A 17049-nucleotide genomic window follows, 5' to 3' on the forward strand; every position below is an offset into this window, starting at 1 on the left:
CTAGAAGGCCGCTGAAGATCTTGTGTTCTGGCCTCGTTCTTTCGGGACTGAGGCCAGAGTGGTTGACATGCAGGGTGAGTGGGCCGGAGAGCTGGTCGGGCCGGATGTGTGGCAGACCTGCCGGGAACTGATCCCGGCCGGGAGCGTGTTCGCGTTCCTGGCCGAGCATCGCCAGGCGCTGTTCCCGGCGGAGATGTTCGCGGACATGTATCCCTCGCGCAACGGGCGTCCGAGCATGCCGCCGGACATCTTGGCGGCCGCGGTGGTGCTGCAGACCTTGCAAGGGTTGTCGGACGTCGACACCGTGCAGGCATTGCGGTGTGACCTGCGGTGGAAGGCGGCCTGTGGGCTGGGGTTGCATGACACCGCGTTCGATCCGTCACTGCTGACCTATTTCCGGCGGCGGCTGGCCCGCTCCCGCAAGCCGAACCGCCTGTTTGAGGCCGTCCGTGAGGTGGTCGCGGCGACCGGAGTACTCAAGGGCAGGCAGCGGCGGGCGCTGGATTCGGCGGTGCTGGATGACGCGGTGGCCACGCAGGACACCGTCACACAGTTGATCGCCGCGATCCGGCGGGTGATCCGTCACGTGCCCGGCGCCGCGCAGGTCGCGGGCATGTCCTGCACCGCGCATGACTACGACGATCCGGGCAAGCCGCGCATCGCCTGGGATGACGGGCAGGCCCGGGCCGCGCTGGTGGACGCGCTGGTCACCGACGCCATCCGCTTGCTGGCCGGCCTGCCCGAACAGCCGCTGGGCGAGCGGGCGGCCACCGCGGTGGGCCTGCTGGCCCTGGTCTGCGGCCAGGACGTCGAACCGGCCGACGACTCCAACGGCCGCGACGGGCGCTGGCGCATCGCCCAGCGCACCGTCCCGGACCGGGTGATCTCCACCGTCGACCCCGAATCACGGCACGTGCACAAGACCCGGACCCACCGCCAGGACGGCTTCAAGGCCCACGTCGCGGTCGAACCCGAGACCGGCCTGTTCACCGCCGTGGCGCTGCGACCCGGATCGGGCGCCGCCCATCACGAGGCCGCCCTCGCGCTGGACCTGCTCGCCGCCGAAGACGGCATCCTGGACGTCTTCGGCGATGCCGCCTACTCCACCGGGCCTTGCCGCCACGCGCTGACCTCGGCAGGGCATCGCGCGGTGATCAAACCCGCGCCGCTACGGCCGGCCGTGCCCGGCGGGTTCGACCTGGACGACTTCGCCATCGACACCAACGGCAACACCGTGACCTGCCCGGCCGGGCACCGGGTCCCGCTGTCGGCGCCCTCCGGCCGCCACCTGCAGCGCAAGGCGTTCTTCGCCAGCCGGTGCGTCGGCTGCCCGCTGCGCCCGCGCTGCACCACAGCCAAAGCCGGGCGCATCCTGACCATCCGCCCCCACCACGACGAACTGGCCGCCGCCCGCCGCCAAGCCGCCACCGATCCGGCCTGGCAGCAGGATTACCGGCGCTGGCGGCCCCCGGTCGAACGCGCCATCGCCTGGATCGTCGCCCGGGGCAACCGCCGATTACGGTATGTCGGCGCCATCAAGAACAACGCCTGGCTCCACACCCGCGCCGCCGCTCTCAACCTGCGAACCCTGATCAACCTCGGACTCACCCACACGAACGGGTCCTGGACGCTGGCCTCAACGACCATCTGAGAAATCGCGAACCGCGCAACGTCGCCGCACGCGAACAAGATTTTCAGTGGTCTTCTAGGCGGGGTGGTTGCCCGCCGGGCCGCCGATGTCGTAGGGGGTGGTGATCCCCTCGTACGCGAGATGGAACTCCATGCCCTGCACGGCGTGGGCCAGGTCGTGGCAGTGGGACATCCACAGGCCCGGGTTGTCGGCGGTGAGCGCGACCTCCCAGACCTCGCCCGGCTCGACGTCGAACGTGTCGACCAGCATCCCGTTGGCCGGGCGGCCGTCGCGTGAGAGCACCTCGACGTGGTGCCCGTGGGGGTGCATCGGATGCAGGTCGCCCGAACGGTTAACAATGGTGATCCGGACGCGTTCGCCCTCCCGGACGACCGGCGTCGGGATGTTCGGGTAGCCCTTCCCGTTGACCGTGTGGGCCAGCCTCGGCACCCCGTCGACCATGGCGAACGTCTTGTCCAGCACCCAGACGATCTCCCGGTCGAACGTCTCGCGCGTCTGCGGCCGGCTGCCGTAGGAGGTCACGTCGAGGAGGTCGCCGGTCGCCGGGGCCGCCTGACCGTTGATCGCCAGGCCCGGATGGCCCTCGACGCTGAGCAGCACCGGTCCGTCGGGCATGGTGAAGGCCAGGTCGTAGCGTCCGCCGGCGGCGAGCCTGAGGCGCCGGTCGCGGAGGTCGGTGGCCCCGGCGACGTCCCGGGCGTCGACCGATCGGAGCCGAAAGGTCGTGCCGGACAGGCCCAGGGTGATCGGCAGGCTGTTGGTGTCGGCGATCCGCAGTCTGACCGGGGTGCCGGGCGGGATGGTGGCGCTGACCTGCCGGTCGGTGGCGGGTCCGTCGTCGAAGGCCATCGTCTGGACGTTCCCGTACGCGTGCAGCGCCACCGTGTGGTCGCCTTCGGCGGGCTCCACGACGAGCAGGCCGAACAGGCCCTTGGCCACGGCGACGCTGGAGTTCTGGTGGGAGTGGTACCAGTACGTCCCGGTATCGTCGGCCTTGAAGCGGTAGACGTGTTCGCCGCCCGGCTTGACGGCGTCCTGGGTCACGCCGGGCACGCCGTCCTGGGAGGCGGGCACGTCGTAGCCGTGCCAGTGGATCGTCACGCCCTGCCCGCCGGGCAGTTCGTTCCGCAGCGTCACCTCCAGGGTCTCGCCCTGCCTCACCCGCAGCGTCGGCCCCGGGTTCTGGCCGTTGAACGACCACGTCTCCACGGTCCGGCCCCCGACGGTCACCTCGGCGACCTGGGCGGTCAGGGTGAATTTCCGTGCGTCGGCGTCGGACGGCCCGCTGAGGGAGGCCAGCGAGACGCCGGGGCCCGCCGCGTCGTGGCCGGTGTGCATCGGCTGGCCCGACAGGCTGCCGGTGACCGCCCACACGACGCCGGTCAGCGCCACCGCGAACCCGGCGATCCGCCACCGGTCGCCGCCCCCGCCCGCGACCAGCCGCCATGCCAGCGCCGCCGCGCCGCCCCCGACCAGCATGATCACCACGACCGCCGACAGGGTCACCGGGTAGGAGACGATCACGTCGCAGGCCACCCCGGCGACCGCGCCGATCGCCGTCAGCGCCAGCGGGTAGGCCGCGCGCGGGTCCCGCCGCCTGCTGACCAGGGCCGGGACGGAGGTCGTGAGGGCGTACAGCATCGGGACCAGCAGCAGCGGCAGGGCCAGCACGATCTTCTCGGCGACGAACCACCAGCCGGCCCGCATGAGCACCAGCGTCAGCGCGACCCGCACCCCGCTCACGACGACCGCCCCGGCGCTCAGCGCCAGGGCGGCCAGGTAGAGGCGCCGGTCGTGCGGCGGCCGGAACGCGGCGTAGGCGAACCCGGCCGCGGCGGGCCACAGGACGGCGGCCACGACCAGGACGATCTGATCGAGGCCGCCGGCGAGCGCGGTGGTCACGCGACGGCGGCCGCGGGCGCGGGAGCGGCCTTGGTCAGGGCGCGGGCCTTCTTCAGCAGCACGACCGACGCCCACAGGATCGCGACCCCGTCGAGGGCGTGGAAACCGAGCACGACCAGGCTCGCGGTGCTGGTGCTGTCCTCCGTGGCGCCCAGCAGCCCGGCGAGCTCGAAGATCACGAACAGCTGCACCACGACGAGCAGCAGCGGGGTGATCGACAGCAGGATCAGCCGCCCCCCGGCCTTGGCGACGGCGGCCACGATCGTGGTCAGGATCGACAGGAGCGGCAGGACCATCGTGCCGTTGAGGATGTGCGGCATGATCGCGGCGTCCTCCGCGCCGAACGCGGGTGTGGGCCGCTCGAAGGCGCCGAAGGTGGCGAAGTAGAACTGGGCGATCACGGAGACGAACATGAGCACCGTGAAGCCGAAGAAGACCTTACGCATATGGGATCCCCCAGACAGAGTGGTGTCGCTGGCGCCAACTGTGGGCCAGGGGGTGTCCCGAGCGCATGGGACGAGCGTCCTGAACGCCCGGGATCACGGTCTTCTTCGATCCTTGACCGGGTCTGTTCGGGAGGCTTGAGTATCCCCCTACTCCATCGCGAGAGCCACCACGGCGCCGACGCCGCAGAGCACGGCGGTGATGAGGAAGATCTCCGAGTATTCGGTGTGCAGGGCCGCCTGCACCGCCTGGGTGTAGACCTCAAGCTGTTTCTGGTACGTCTCGGGCGTCACCCCGAACGGCAGCGGGGTGTCCAGGTCGGCGGTCAGCGTCTGGAACCGGTGGAACCCGTAGGCCGACAGCGCGGCCACCCCGAGCAGCATGCCCATCATCCGCGCCACCACGACGGCGGCCGAGGCGACGCCGTGCTGCACGGCCGGGACGGTCTTGAGCACGGCCGAGCTGACCGGCGCGATGACCAGCCCCAGCCCGAGCCCGGCGACGACGAGGTCGACGTCCATCGACAGCCCGCCCGGCACGACCGGCCATTGGCTGATCCGCACGTAACCGGCGGTCGCGACGACCATCCCGGCCACCGTGACCCACTTCTCCGGATATCGCCGCGCCAGCGCGCCCCCCGCGAAGGCGGCCACCGCGAGCGCGACCAGGAACCGCGTCAGCACCAGCGCCCCACCGGTCGCGTCGACGCCGAGGAGCGTCTGCGCGACGAGCTGCACGTCGACGAGCGTGACGAGCAGCGCCGCCCCCGCCAGCAGGCTCACCGTCAGGGTCGCGAACACCGGCCGTTTCCGGATGCCCGCGAGATCGAGGATCCGCGTCCGGGTGTGCCGCTCCCAGAGCACGAACACCACCAGCACGACGGCTCCGGCGATGATCGCCGGCACCCCCCATGAGGGCAGCACCTGTTTGCCGGGCTCGGGGTTGTAGAGCCCCGCCACGAGCAGCCCCAGCCCCAGGGCCAGCAGCACCCCGCCCGGCACGTCGACCCTGGTGGCGCCCCGGGTCCCGGCCGGTACGTAGCGGTGGACCGCCACCGCCGCCAGCGCGGTCAGCGGGAGGTTGATCCAGAAGATCGTCCGCCACCCGTCGAGGAACCCGACGTGGACGACCGCGAGCCCGGCCCCGTAGAGAGGCCCGAGCACCGCCCCGAGCTCCTGCGCCGCCCCGACCGCGCCGAGGGCGGTCGGCCGTCTGCGGGCGTCCCACAGGTCGCCGATGAGCGCCATCGTGATCGGCAGCAGCGCCCCTCCGGCGACGCCCTGCACCGCCCGCCCGGCGGTGATCAGCGGGATCGAGGAGGCCAGCGCCGTGACCAGCGACCCGAGCGCGAACCCGGCCAGGCAGGCCTGGATGACCGCCCGCCGCCCGAACCGGTCGGAGAGCTGCCCGAGAAGGGGCATCGCGGCGACGTAGCCGAGCAGGAACCCGGTGACGACCGGGGTGACCCGCTCCAGCCGGTTGACCGCCACCCCGGCCGAGGCCGCGATGTCGACCAGCACGGTGACCACCACATAGGCGTCGAGCGCGGCCAGCAGCACGGCGGCCCCGGTGACGCCGAGGATCACGCGCCGGTTCGCCGATCCCGCGACGACCCGGGACTCCTCCTCCACAGATTCCACGAGGCCGAGGCTAGCCCCTCAAATCGGGGAGGACGCACGCGCGAATCACCATTTGAAGATCAACTCGATCGCGATCACGACGTCGATGACGCCGCACCATTCGGCGAAGGACCGGGCCACCACCTCGTCCCGCCGGAGGTGGACGAAGTCCCAGACGCCATGGAGGAACCATCCGGCCGCCACCAGGTAGCGGCCCAGATCCGGATGCACGGCCAGCCCGATCAGCCCGAGCGCGCCGAAGGCGAGCATCCCCAGCGCCTGCACCTGGAACGTCCCGGACCGGAACACGTGTCCGTCCACGACACTCCAGAGCAGGACGACCAGCGCGATGGCGGAGAACACCGCGGCCGGTTCGACCACGTCCAGCCCGCGCAGCACGACGACGCCGGCTATCCCGGCCACGAGCAGCGGCCACGTCGCCCGGCGCGCCTCCAGCTTGGCGACCACCAGGTACAGCAACGGCAGGAGCACGAGGATCGACGCGAACGACGCCACCCCCTCGGCCGACCCGGTGCCGCCGAAGGTCGCCGCCGAGAGCGCCAGCGCCAGCGCAGTGGGCCAGCGGTCGAGCAGCCGGCGGAACCGGTGCCCGTGTCCTCGGGACACGCTCGCCATGGGGTTCCTCCTCGTGGGGTTCGTCGGGGCATCTCCGGCGCTCAGCCTGGTCGCTGGAGGCAGCCGCCAGTAGTGCCGGAACCGCAGGCGTGCGCGTGGCCATGTCACTCGATCTCATGACAACTGTCATCAACCGACCACGGCGGACATCGCGACCGGCCCGCGGTGCGGCGTGCTGTCACAATGACCGTGTGCGCGACCACGGGCCCGACGGCGAGACGGCGGCACTCCGGAGCTTCCGCCGCTACACCCGGTGGAGCCTCACAGTCACCCACACGGTCTTCCTGGTCGCCGTGGCCGGCGCGGGCCTCCTGGCCTCCGGCCTACCGGCCTGGGCAGGGGCGCGGGCGCCGTCGCGCTCGTCGTGACAGCCGTGTGCTGCGCGGTGCTGCTGCACCACCGGCTGGCGTCCGACCCCGCCGCGCCCGGCGAGCGCCCCGGGCGCCCGCCCGTGGCGTGGATGGCCGCGAGTGCCGCCGGTACGGCCACGCTCGGCGGCGTTCTGCTGGCCGTGCGGGACGACTCGCTGTGGGCGCTGGCCCCGGCGATGACGGTGGCGGTCGCCGCGACGTTCCTGCCGTCACCGCGCAGGTGGGCGCTGATCGCCGTGGCGATGGCCGCCGCGGCCGTGCCGGGCGCGATCGCGGGAGGCGGCGATCCGGTGCGCGCGGTGCTGTTCCCGCCGGGACTGGTCGCGTTCAGCGCCTGGGTCACGCTCGGCTCGCTGTGGGCGTGGGACGTCGCGGAACGGCTGAACGCGGCGCGCCGCCTGGACGGGGAACTGGCGGTCACCCGGGAACGGCTGCGCTTCGCCGCCGACCTGCACGACATCCAGGGCCACCACCTCCAGGTGATCGCCCGCAAGAGCGAACTGGCCGCGCGGCTGGCGGCGGCCGACCCGGCCCGCGCGATCGCGGAGATGTCGGAGGTGCGGCGGCTCGCCACCGAGGCGCTCTCGGACACGCGGGCCGTCGTGCAGGGATACCGCCGTACGACGCTGGACGCGGAACTGGCCAACGCGGGCCGGGTGCTCGCCGCGGCCGACATCCGGGTCCGGATGAACGTCGAGCCCGACGCGGGCACCGGGCCGCTCCCCGACGCCGACCGGCACCTGCTCGGTCTGGTCGTGCGCGAGGCCACCACCAACGTGCTGCGCCACAGCCGGGCACGCGCCGCCGAGGTCGACTACCGCCTCACCGGCGGCCTGGCCCGGTTACGGGTGTTCAACGACGGCACGAGCGGCCCGCCCGGCTCGGGGGCGGGCACCGGGCTGCGCACCCTGGCCGACCGGCTGCGGGCCGCCGGGGGCGAGCTGACCTGGGAGCACGAACACGGAAGCTTCGTCGTGACCGCCAGCCTGCCGGTCGACGCGAGCGCGGAGGCGCGATGATCCGGCTGCTGATCGCCGACGACGAGGAGATGCTGCGGAGCGCCCTGGCCGCGCTGCTCGCGCTGGAACCGGACCTCACGGTGGTGGCCGAGGCCGCGACGTCCACCGACGCGATACGGCTGGCCCTCGACCACCGCCCCGACATCGCGGTGCTCGACCTGGAGATGCCGCCCGCCGACGGGTTGCACGCCGCCGCGCGGATCATGGCCGGGCTGCCCGCTGCCCGGGTCGTCCTGGTCACCAGGCACGCGCGGCCGGGGGTGCTGCGCCGTGCCCTGGCGGCCGGAGTCAGCGGGTTCGTGCCCAAGACCACTCCGGCGTCCCGGCTCGCCGAGATCATCCGTGACGTCGCCGCGGGCCGGCGGTACATCGACGCCGACATCGCCGCATCCGCGCTGACCGAGGGCCCCTGCCCGCTCAGCGACCGGGAACTCGACGTGCTGCGTGCCTGCCGTGGCGGGGCGTCGATCGGGGAGATCGCCGCCCAGGTGCACCTCGCGCCCGGCACGGTGCGCAACTACCTCTCGGCGGCCATGGCCAAATTGGGCGTCGGCTCCTGCCACGCCGCCGCTCACCGCGCCTGGGAGGAAGGCTGGATCTGACCCGCGGGCGCTAGACCGCCGGAGGTTCGATCGTCACCGGGGCGTCGTAGTCGGTGAGGGCGACTTTGACCGTGCCGCCGTTCAGGGGCAGGTCGATGGAGGTCACCCGGCTGGTCGCCTTGTCGATCAAAAGGGTGCCGGGCTGGTCGCCGGTCACGCCGGGGACGATCTTCTTCAGGGGTTCGCCGGGGAGGGTGACCGCGACCTTGTAGGACTCGCCCTGCTCCTCGATCTTGGCCCCCGTCGCCGACGACAGCAGGGTCGGGACCGCCGTCACGACCGCGCTCGGGTCGTAGAGGGCGGCCAGCTGCTCGCGGCTCATGGACTTCTGGAAGCCGCCCGTCGGGCCCTTGATGTAGACCGCGTCGCCGGTGAGGACGAACTCCAGCTCCTGGAGCGCCCCGATCATGATCTGGAGCTTGCCCTTGGCGTCGCCCGCACGCGTCAGGTCGCCCTCGGCCGTCTTCACCGGGATGGGCGGGTTGCCCTCGGTGGTCAGGGAGAAGGAGACCGTCTTGACGGCGCCCATGGCCGTCGCCGACTTCTTCAGGACGTCGGGCGCCGCCGGGAGGCCTTCGGTCGTCGAGGAGGAGCAGGCCGTGACGAAAGCCACCAAAGCCGCCAAGCACAGGATTCTTCTCACGCCAGGGATGCTAGCCGCCCCGGCCCTACCTGCCCTGGAGATGTGTCACTACGGGTGTGTAGATCTCTTCCACGGCCGCGACCTGCTGGGGGGTCAGCAGGCCGATGAAGTGGGCGCGCACCCCGGCCACGTGGTCGGGGGCGACGCGCTCGATCGTGTGGTAGCCGAGGAGGGTCAGCACCGCGAACGTGCCCCGCCGGTCGTCTTCGCACAGCTCCCTGGTGACCAGCCCGGCGGCCTCCATGCGGGAGATCTGGTGGGACAGGCGGCTGCGCGACTGGACGGTCGCGTCGGCCAGGTCGCTCATCCGCATCCGGCGGTCGGGGTGTTCCGAGAGGTTGACCAGGATCTCGTAGTCGTTGAACGACAGACCATGTTCTTGCAACTCACGGTCGAGACGGTGGGTGAGGAGCCGATGGGCCGTCAGATGGGCCCGCCAAGCTCGCTGCTCGTCGGCCGTCAGCCAGTGGGGGTCTGCCATCACACCAGTCTAAAGATCGTCTGTCACAGTCGTACACACGAGCATGACACGATGTCGAGCATGAACGACAAAACCGATGGCGGTGACTCCCTCCTTACGGTCGTCGTCGCAGGTGGGGCCAATCTTGCCATCGCCGTTGCCAAGTTGGTGGCGGGCTTGGTCGGTGGTTCGGCGTCCATGCTCTCCGAGGCCGCCCACAGCGCGGCCGACACGGTCACCGAAGTGCTGCTCTTCACGGCGATCAAGCGGGGCGAGAAGCCCGCCGACCGGGCCCATCCGCTCGGCTACGGCAACGCCGCGTTCCTGTGGGCCCTGATCGCGGCCTGTTTCACGCTCGTCGTGGGCGCAGGCTTCTCGGTCACTCACGGGTTCCACACGATCTTCGACGGCGAGGAGCTGACCGACTTCACCCTGTCCTACATCGTGCTCGCGGTCTCGTTCGCGCTGGAGAGCGTGTCGATGTTCCAGGGGCTGCGGCAGCTGCGCCAGTCGGCCACGCGGTGGGAGACGCGGCCGTTCGCGCTGCTCAGGCGTACTTCCGACACGATGCTGAAGGCCGTGGTGCTGGAGGACAGCGCGGCGCTGGCCGGCATCGTGATCGCCGCGCTCGGGCTCGGCCTGACCCAGGCCACCGGGAACACCGTGTGGGACGGCGTCGGATCGGTGCTCATCGGGCTGCTGCTGCTCCTGGTCGCGGTGACGCTGATCCGCGCCAACGCCAGCCTGCTGCTGAACCGGGCGGCGTCGCCGGTGCTGGAGCGGCGCATCCGGGGTCACCTTGAAGTGCTGCCCGAGGTCGAGCGGATCGTCGAGCTGCTGACCGTGCTCATCGGGCCCAGCCGGATCCTGGTCGCGGCGCGGATCGACTTCGTCGACGAGGCGACCGGGGCCGCGCTCGAAGCGGCGTCGGCCAGGGTGGAGCGCACGCTGCGCGAGGAGTTCCCGGAGATCCGCGAGGTGTTCCTCGACCCCACCTCCTCGTCGGAGGACCGGTTCTAGCCGCCGATGATCTGCAGGTCCCCGGGCTCGTCGAAGATCGCGGTGGCGATCACGGTCCCGGCGGTCCACTCGACCAGATGACGGCCTTCCCATTCGTGCGTACGACCGTCGAACGGCACCTTCGACAGGTCGACCTCCCGTAACCGGTCGAGCGCCAGCTCACCCCGCTTGACCAGCGCCTCCTTGCGGACCCACTGCCGGATCAGCCGCCGGTTGTCCAGGCCGACCAGCCCGGCCTCGGCGGGCGTGAGGGCCAGCGCGACCAGGTTCTCGTCGGCCTGCCCGCCGGTTGCGTGCTCGGCGTCGACGCCGACCTTCCCGGCGCCGGCGGCGGCGGTGACGTAGCCGGCGGTGTGGGCCAGGCTGACCGACAGCTCCGGCGCCTCGGTGATGAAGGGGCGGCCGTGCGGACGGCCGCAGCGGTCACAGCGCTGTTCGAGGGTGAGCACGCACGCGCGCACGTCGAGGATCTTCGCCGCGCAGTAACGGACCAGCAGATGGGCCGCCACGAAATCGAGCCGGTCCTGCTCCCGGGTGAACCGGTCGGCGCGGGCCCGCTCGGTTCCGGTGAGCGTCCCGCCGACGGCGTCCAGGACTTCGTCGGTGTAACCGGCGACGGCCAGAGGGGCGCGCATCACCTCAGCGTATTGGAGGTATATGTCGATCAAGTGAACTACGGGGGGTAAGCAATGAGCCGGTCGAAATGTCTGGTTGTGCTGGTGGGAGCCACTCTGGGGGCGATGCCGGTGGCCGGGGCGCACGCCGATCGGGGGCCCTACGGGGTCACGCAGCGTGACCGCGCGGACGTCCCGAAGCCGGGGACGACGAGCGCGGCCAACCGGCGGCTGCAGAAGGATCTGTCCGCTCTGGGGTACTTCACCGGGCCGTGGAACGGCCGCTACGGGCCCGACATGGCGCAGGCGATGTTCGCCGTCCAGAAGGTCAACGGGCTCAAGACCGACGCGCGCTGGAGCGAGGAGGTGGCCAGGAAGATCCGCAAGGGATGGGCCCCGGCCGCCCGCAGCACGAGTGGCGACCTCGTCGAGGTCGACCTTCAGCGGCAGCTGATGATGGTCGTCAGGAACGGCAAGGTGGTGAAGGTCATCAACACCTCCAGCGGCAACGGCAAGCCGTACGGCGGCGGGAAGATCGCCACCACGCCCCGGGGCGTCTTCACCGTGCAGCGCCAGGTGAACAAGATGGAGAAGTCACCGCTGGGCGTGCTCTACCGGCCCAAGTACTTCCACGGCGGCTACGCCATCCACGGGTCGGCCTACGTCCCGCCGAAGCCGGCCTCGCACGGGTGCGTCCGGGTGTCGTACGAGGCCATGAACTGGCTGTGGAAGTCGGGCAGCCTGCCGATCGGGGGGAAGGTGTGGGTCTACTGAAGCCCCGCCAGCCAGGCCTCGATCTCGTGTGACGCGCGGGGGAGCGCGTCCGACATCAGCCGGGCGCCGTCGGCGGTGATCACCAGGTCGTCCTCGATCCGGACCCCGACACCGCGCAGCTCGGGGGGCAGCGTGAGGTCGTCGGGCTGGAGGTAGAGGCCCGGTTCGACGGTCAGCACCATGCCCTCTTCGAGCACGCCGTCGAGGTAGCTCTCGGCTCTGGCCCTGGCGCAGTCGTGCACGTCCAGGCCGAGCATGTGGCCGCTGCTGCAGAGGGTGTAGCGGCGGTGGAGGCCCGTCTCGAAGTCGGATTTCAGGCCCCAGTCCGCCAGGCCGTCGGCGATGACGCGCATCGCGGCCAGGTGGAAGTCGCGGAAGCGGGCCCCCGGCCGCAGCGTGGCGATGGCGGCGTTCTGGGCCTCGTACACGAGGTCGTAGACCTGGCGCTGGACCGGCGAGAACTCCCCCGACAGCGGGAAGGTGCGGGTGACGTCGGCGGTGTAGAGGCCGTCGCTCTCCACGCCCGCGTCCAGGAGCAGCAGGTCGGCGGGGTCGAGCGGGCCGTCGTTGCGGATCCAGTGGAGCACGCACGCGTGCGCGCCGGAGGCCACGATCGAATCGTAGCCGGTCGCGTTGCCCTCCAGGCGGGCGCGCAGGCCGAAGATCCCCTCGACGTAGCGCTCGCCCCGGGGGTGGGCCAGCGCCTGGGGGAGGGCGCGGACGACGTCCTCGAAGCCCCGGGCGGTCGCGTCGACGGCGTGCTGGAGCTCGGCCAGCTCGTGGTCGTCCTTGACCAGCCGCATTTCGGACAGGTACGCGGTCAGCTCGGCGTCCGCCTCCAGGGTGCGCCCGCCCGGCCGGAGGTCGTCGATGTGGGCGGTGTCCAGACCGTACAGGGAAGCGGCCTCGTGCAGATCGGGACGGCGGCCGACCCAGAACTCGCCGAACCGCCGGTCGCGGTAGAACTCCTCGCCCGCCGCCCTCGGCGAGCGGGGCCGCAGGTAGAGGACCGCCTCGCCGGAGGGCTCGATCACCAGCACGTCGCCGGGCTCCTGCGCGCCGGTCAGATAGGTGTACGCGCTGTGCGGCCGGAACCGGTAGTCGGAGTCGTTGCTGCGGACCTTCAGGTCGCCGGCCGGGATCACCAGCCGCTCACCGGGGAACCGCTGCGCCAGCCGGGCCCTTCTCTTCCGCGTGTACGCCGCCACCGGCACCTGGGGCAGATCGTCCTGATGCGTGTCGGCCCAGCCCGTCGTCATGAACGCGGCCAGCTCCGGGGTGATCGGGAGGTCATGGGAACCGGTGTTCTCGGTCGTCATGGCGTCCGATGTTATTTCACATTCCACCAGTACATTAAGAGGGATTTCGGCGAATGTGAAATTCCTTGGCCAGAACCACCCCCTCCCCTTGACGCGGCATCGTCACGGACTGTTGCCTGAGGGGACAGGCAAGAAGGGTGGTGTCGATTGCTCATCGGGACGATCGTGCAGGGAAAGGGCGCCCGCGTGGTGACCGTTCCGCCGGATGCGACTGTGACGGAGCTGCTCGGCCTCCTGGCCCAGCACAACATCGGCGCCGTGGTCGTCTCGGCCGACGGCCAGGCGATCTCCGGCATCGTGTCCGAACGGGACATCGTCCGGCACCTGCAGCAACGCGGCGGAGCGGTGCTCGGCGAGCCCGTCTCCAGCATCATGACGGTCGAGGTCCGCACGTGCGGGCCCGACGAGAACGTGGAAGATCTGCGCAAGACCATGACCGTCCACCGATTCCGGCACGTCCCGGTCGTCCAGGACGGTCGCCTCGTCGGCATCGTCAGCATCGGCGACGTCGTCAAGAGCGCGATCGAGGAACTGGAGACCGAACGCGCCCACCTCGTCGGCTATCTCCACGGCTGACCTCATCAACGATCGGAAGGCCCGGCGGAGACCGCCGGGCCTTCCGCCTTACTGAACGGTGATCCTGTCGACCTCGACGGTGATCCCCTTCACCTGCTCGGTGGAGGTCGCCGTCGTGACCGTGCCCTCACCCGCCGACACACCCTTGATCTTCAGCGTGTACGCCAGCGACTCCCCGGGCGCGCCCGGCGTGCTGGTGACCCGGTAGCCGGAGGCCGCGCCCGACCCGGCCGCGATCCGGCCGCCCCGGGTGCCGTCGGCGTTCTCCGCGCCGATCGTCAGCCCGTAGGCCGCGCCCGGATGGGCGATCGGCGACGGGTAGGCGAACGTGACGTCCTCCCCGCCGTTCACCCCGATCCACGCCTGGAAGGTCTTCAGGTCGCCGGTGCCGAAGAGGTTGACCCGCCACTCGACGACGATCCAGGTCGAGACGCCGTCGGTCAGCGTGGTCGCGTAGACGCCCGGCGCGCCGGTGCCGTCGAGGTCGGTCCAGAACGGCGCGAGCACCGCGTTGGGCCGGTCGGCGTCGGGGACGTCCTGCGGCGTGAACGCGATGTCCTGCGACCCGTCGGTGCCGCCCGCGACCAGATAGCCGTTGGACGTGACGCCCAGCCGGGTGAACGTCCGACCGGCGAAGCGGTAACCCGGCACGGTGAAGTTGAGCGCCTCCTCGTCGCCGATCGGGGTCGGCGCGACGCCGAACGCGTCGAGCGGGAGGTAGCCGAACAGCTCGCCCGGCGCGATGGCCGGGGCGTCGGGTTCGCGGCCCGCCAGCGTCTTCCTGGCCGTGGCGATCTGCGCGCCGACCTTGGTGGCGCCGGTGACCGAGGTGAGCCGCAGCCGGGAGTTGAGCGTGCTGAGCGCGGTGACCTCGGTGTCCTGGAGCGTGTCGTTCCGGACGGTCACCGTGCAGGTCGACTCGCCGGTGTCGCGCGCGACGGCGGCCGGGGCGCAGGTCTGCTCGACCGGCACCGCGCCCTCGCCGCGCACGAACGCCACCGGGAGGTGCTGCCGCCGGTCGCCGCCGACCTGCTTGAGGTCGACCTGGCCGAAGTACTGCCCGTCGGCCAGATCAGGTGCCGCGATGACGATCTGCACGGTCTGCTTCCTGCCCGGCTTGACGGTGAACAGCGGCGGGAGGACCGCGATGGACGCGCCGCTCACGGTCGTGCCGGTGGCCGTGTAGGTCAGGGTCTTGGCCGACGCGTTCGTGAAGACCCGCTTGGCGGTGATGACGCCGGGCATCGTGGTGGCGTTCACCGACGGCAGGTTGAGGTCTATCCGGTTCAGCGGGTCGGCCGCCGAGGCGGCGAAGTTCTCCGCCGACTCGTCCAGGGTGAGGGCGGCCTCACCCGCCTTGGCCAGGTCGATGCGGCCGCCGCCCATGTCGAACGGGTCGGCCGGGGTCGCGCCGTTCTGCTTGGTCACGCCGGTCCTGGCCGTGGTCTCCAGGGCGGTCTTGACCTGGCCGGGCGTCCACGCCGGGTGGAGCGCGAACAGCAGCGCCGCCGCGCCCGCGACGTGGGGCGAGGACATGGAGGTGCCCGCGATGGCCATGTAGAGGTTGCCGGGAGGCCCTTCGACGGGGGACTCGGGGGTGGGGGTCGTACCGGCGAGGATGTGCAGACCCGGCGCGGTCACATCGGGCTTGAGGAAGTCGCCGCCCGGCCCGCGCGAGGAGAACGTGGTCATGGCGTCGCCCTGCCACGTGGTCTTCGCGCCCCGGGTGAACGAGGCCGTGCCGGCCGGATCGGCCGCCTTCCAGGCGAGGAACTGGTCGGTGGCGGGCTTGTCGAGGTGCACGGCCGGCAGCCAGTGGTTGTCGGTCATCACGTCGAGCGGCTCGGCGTTGTAGAGGATCATCCCCGCCGCGCCGCCCTGCTTGACGTGGAACCCCTTCAACACCCGGTTGGGCCCGCGCTGGCAGGCCACGATCTTCCCGGTGAACAGCCCCGCGGGCGGGGTGGTCAGGCAGAGCGCGTCACCGTACGGCGGCGCCGACGCCAGCACCACCGGCAGCGCCGGGGCGACCCCCTCGGTCACCGACGCGCCCTTGACCGTGACCCCGCCCGACAGCGAGACCGTCGACTGGAACGTCCGCGCCTGCGTCGAGGCCGCGACGGTGGTCACCCACGGGCTGAGGTGCTCGGCGGTCGCCGCCCCGGGCCCGGAGTTCCCCGCCGAGGCCGCCACGAACACCCCGGCGGCGTAGGCGTCGAGAAAGGCCAGCTCGACCGGGTCGCTGTACGGGTCGGCGCCGCCCCCGATCGAGAAGTTGATCACCCGCACCCCGTCGAGGACGGCCTGCGCCACCGCCTGGGCGGAGTCGGACTGGTAGCACCCGTCGGCCCCGCACACCTTGTAGACCGCCACGTGCGCGGCGGGCGCGATGCCGTGGATCGCCCCGCGCGAGATGTCCAGCGGCCTCGCGTCCGCCACCGGCCCTCCGGCGGAGGTCGTCGCGGTGTGCGTGCCGTGCCCGTTGGAGTCACGCGCGCTGTCGGGGTAGACCTCGCCGCCGACGACGGCGTTGTAGGTGTCGAGGAACGGCTGCCCCGAGATCAGCTTGTTGCCGCACACGAACACGTCGGCGGCCGGGGTCAGCGGGTTGTCCCCGAAGTCACAGGTCCGGGGCGTGCCGTCGGCCTTGGCCGGGGGAGCGGGCAGCCCCGCCCCGCCGCCGAACTGCGGATGCTCCGGCCACGCCCCCGAGTCGAGGATGCCGACGATCACCCCCTTGCCGGAACTGGGAGCCCCGCCCAGCTTCGAGTACACGGCCGGAGCCCCGATGAAGGCCGCGCTGGAGTCGGTGAGCGGCTGGACCAGCTTGTCCTCCTGGACGGCCGCCACCCCCTTGATCTTCAACAGCTCGGCGGCCTTGTTGGCCGGGACGCTCAGCGAGAGGCCGCCGTAGACGGTCCGCAGCCTCTGGCCGACCTTCGCGCCGCCCACCCGCCGGGGCAGCTCGGCGAGGAAGGCGTTCTCGATGCCCTCGATGTGCCGGAGGTAGTTCTTCGCGGCGGTGCTCCGCAGGTCGAGGTCCTTGCCGGTGACCGACGGCGACGTGCCGGGGAGCCCGTCGATCCCGCCGTCGTAGGCGGCGAGCGCGTCGTAGTCGAGCTTGACCACGACGTTCACCGGATTCGCCGACCGCGACCGGATGAGGGCCTGATCGCTCCTGGCGAGCTGTCCCGAGGTGGATTTGGCGCCGGTGACCCGTTCGGGGTTGGTGAGCGGGGTGGCGGTGAACCGCCCGGGCGGCGCGGGGCTCGCGTTCGCCGCGGGTGACACCGAGACCACCAGGCATAACGCGGCGGCTGCGGCGGCTGACCGTGACTTCTTTGACACGTGACCTCCCATGGGGGCTGCTGGAACCGACGCTGCCATGGTGCCTGTGCG

General features: G+C 71.5%; 16 protein-coding genes. 7 read left to right on the forward strand and 9 right to left on the reverse strand.

The window, feature by feature from the left end; all coding sequences use genetic code 11:
* Positions 1-67: 67 nt before the first annotated feature.
* Entirely contained in the window at positions 68-1651 is a 1584-nt protein-coding gene (locus AW270_RS24040; protein WP_061297594.1) for an IS1182 family transposase, read from the forward strand.
* 54 nt (positions 1652-1705) lie between these two features.
* Here AW270_RS24040 and AW270_RS24045 read toward each other — a convergent pair whose 3' ends face one another.
* The 4 genes from AW270_RS24045 to AW270_RS24060 form a co-directional block, all read right to left on the reverse strand.
* Positions 1706-3553, reverse strand: coding sequence for a multicopper oxidase family protein (locus AW270_RS24045; protein WP_061297637.1), 1848 nt, complete (start codon positions 3551-3553; stop codon positions 1706-1708).
* Entirely contained in the window at positions 3550-3999 is a 450-nt protein-coding gene (locus tag AW270_RS24050) for a DUF6220 domain-containing protein (RefSeq protein WP_061297639.1), read from the reverse strand. The genes AW270_RS24045 and AW270_RS24050 overlap by 4 nt, the downstream gene beginning before the upstream one ends.
* A gap of 147 nt (positions 4000-4146) precedes the next feature.
* Positions 4147-5637 carry an MFS transporter gene (locus tag AW270_RS24055; RefSeq protein ID WP_245674830.1) on the reverse strand — a complete coding sequence of 497 codons (1491 nt, stop codon included), beginning with the start codon at positions 5635-5637 and terminating at the stop codon, positions 4147-4149.
* Between the two features lie 45 nt (positions 5638-5682).
* Positions 5683-6252, reverse strand: coding sequence for a hypothetical protein (locus AW270_RS24060; RefSeq protein ID WP_061297643.1), 570 nt, complete (start codon positions 6250-6252; stop codon positions 5683-5685).
* A 191-nt stretch (positions 6253-6443) separates the two neighbouring features.
* Between AW270_RS24060 and AW270_RS40650 the strand changes: the two genes are divergently transcribed.
* From AW270_RS40650 to AW270_RS24070, 3 genes are read left to right on the forward strand one after another with little or no spacing between them, the layout of a single operon-like run.
* Positions 6444-6620 (forward strand): hypothetical protein, encoded by a 177-nt coding sequence (locus AW270_RS40650; RefSeq protein ID WP_218009328.1) that lies wholly within the window; start codon positions 6444-6446, stop codon positions 6618-6620.
* The gene (locus AW270_RS24065) at positions 6617-7642 is read left to right on the forward strand and encodes a sensor histidine kinase (protein ID WP_218009329.1); all 1026 of its coding nucleotides are present in this window, start codon (positions 6617-6619) and stop codon (positions 7640-7642) included. Before AW270_RS40650 ends, AW270_RS24065 begins: the two co-directional genes overlap by 4 nt.
* Complete coding sequence (locus tag AW270_RS24070; protein ID WP_061297645.1) at positions 7639-8244, forward strand: response regulator transcription factor; 606 nt, start codon at positions 7639-7641, stop codon at positions 8242-8244. Before AW270_RS24065 ends, AW270_RS24070 begins: the two co-directional genes overlap by 4 nt.
* 10 nt (positions 8245-8254) lie before the next feature.
* Here AW270_RS24070 and AW270_RS24075 read toward each other — a convergent pair whose 3' ends face one another.
* Both AW270_RS24075 and AW270_RS24080 read right to left on the reverse strand, forming a co-directional pair.
* Positions 8255-8887, reverse strand: coding sequence for an LppX_LprAFG lipoprotein (locus AW270_RS24075; RefSeq protein ID WP_061297647.1), 633 nt, complete (start codon positions 8885-8887; stop codon positions 8255-8257).
* A gap of 25 nt (positions 8888-8912) precedes the next feature.
* Positions 8913-9368, reverse strand: coding sequence for a MarR family winged helix-turn-helix transcriptional regulator (locus AW270_RS24080; RefSeq protein WP_061297649.1), 456 nt, complete (start codon positions 9366-9368; stop codon positions 8913-8915).
* Between the two features lie 60 nt (positions 9369-9428).
* Here AW270_RS24080 and AW270_RS24085 point away from each other — a divergent pair, with 60 nt between their 5' ends.
* Positions 9429-10367, forward strand: a complete 939-nt coding sequence (locus AW270_RS24085) for a cation diffusion facilitator family transporter (RefSeq protein ID WP_061297651.1) — start codon at positions 9429-9431, stop codon at positions 10365-10367.
* Here the strand turns inward: AW270_RS24085 and AW270_RS24090 are convergent.
* On the reverse strand, positions 10364-11002 hold the full coding sequence (locus AW270_RS24090; RefSeq protein ID WP_061297653.1) for a 4'-phosphopantetheinyl transferase family protein: 639 nt from the start codon (positions 11000-11002) through the stop codon (positions 10364-10366). The genes AW270_RS24085 and AW270_RS24090 overlap by 4 nt on opposite strands.
* Positions 11003-11086: 84 nt before the next feature.
* On the opposite strand from AW270_RS24090, the gene AW270_RS24095 reads away from it, so the two are divergent.
* The gene (locus AW270_RS24095; protein WP_169807369.1) at positions 11087-11755 is read left to right on the forward strand and encodes a L,D-transpeptidase family protein; all 669 of its coding nucleotides are present in this window, start codon (positions 11087-11089) and stop codon (positions 11753-11755) included.
* On the opposite strand, the gene AW270_RS24100 is transcribed toward AW270_RS24095, so the two are convergent.
* The gene (locus tag AW270_RS24100; protein ID WP_061297656.1) at positions 11749-13074 is read right to left on the reverse strand and encodes an aminopeptidase P family protein; all 1326 of its coding nucleotides are present in this window, start codon (positions 13072-13074) and stop codon (positions 11749-11751) included. The two genes, AW270_RS24095 and AW270_RS24100, sit on opposite strands and share 7 nt — an antisense overlap.
* 147 nt (positions 13075-13221) lie before the next feature.
* Here AW270_RS24100 and AW270_RS24105 point away from each other — a divergent pair, with 147 nt between their 5' ends.
* Positions 13222-13650, forward strand: a complete 429-nt coding sequence (locus AW270_RS24105; protein ID WP_061297658.1) for a CBS domain-containing protein — start codon at positions 13222-13224, stop codon at positions 13648-13650.
* 48 nt (positions 13651-13698) lie between these two features.
* Here the strand turns inward: AW270_RS24105 and AW270_RS24110 are convergent, their stop codons facing one another.
* Positions 13699-16998, reverse strand: a complete 3300-nt coding sequence (locus AW270_RS24110; protein WP_245674831.1) for a S8 family serine peptidase — start codon at positions 16996-16998, stop codon at positions 13699-13701.
* Between the last annotated feature and the right edge of the window lie 51 nt (positions 16999-17049).

The sequence above is a fragment of the Herbidospora cretacea genome, from assembly GCF_001570605.1.
GTDB classification, from domain to species: Bacteria; Actinomycetota; Actinomycetes; order Streptosporangiales; family Streptosporangiaceae; genus Herbidospora; species Herbidospora cretacea.

Excerpts from the sequence above, each read along its gene's own strand:
- AW270_RS24090 (WP_061297653.1), bottom strand. The coding sequence starts at position 11,002 with ATGCGCGCCCCTCTGGCCGTCGCCGGTTACACCGACGAAGTCCTGGAC.
- AW270_RS24060 (WP_061297643.1), bottom strand. The coding sequence starts at position 6,252 with ATGGCGAGCGTGTCCCGAGGACACGGGCACCGGTTCCGCCGGCTGCTC.
- AW270_RS24085 (WP_061297651.1), top strand. The coding sequence starts at position 9,429 with ATGAACGACAAAACCGATGGCGGTGACTCCCTCCTTACGGTCGTCGTC.
- AW270_RS24100 (WP_061297656.1), bottom strand. The coding sequence starts at position 13,074 with ATGACGACCGAGAACACCGGTTCCCATGACCTCCCGATCACCCCGGAG.
- AW270_RS24080 (WP_061297649.1), bottom strand. The coding sequence starts at position 9,368 with ATGGCAGACCCCCACTGGCTGACGGCCGACGAGCAGCGAGCTTGGCGG.
- AW270_RS24070 (WP_061297645.1), top strand. The coding sequence starts at position 7,639 with ATGATCCGGCTGCTGATCGCCGACGACGAGGAGATGCTGCGGAGCGCC.
- AW270_RS24040 (WP_061297594.1), top strand. The coding sequence starts at position 68 with ATGCAGGGTGAGTGGGCCGGAGAGCTGGTCGGGCCGGATGTGTGGCAG.
- AW270_RS24050 (WP_061297639.1), bottom strand. The coding sequence starts at position 3,999 with ATGCGTAAGGTCTTCTTCGGCTTCACGGTGCTCATGTTCGTCTCCGTG.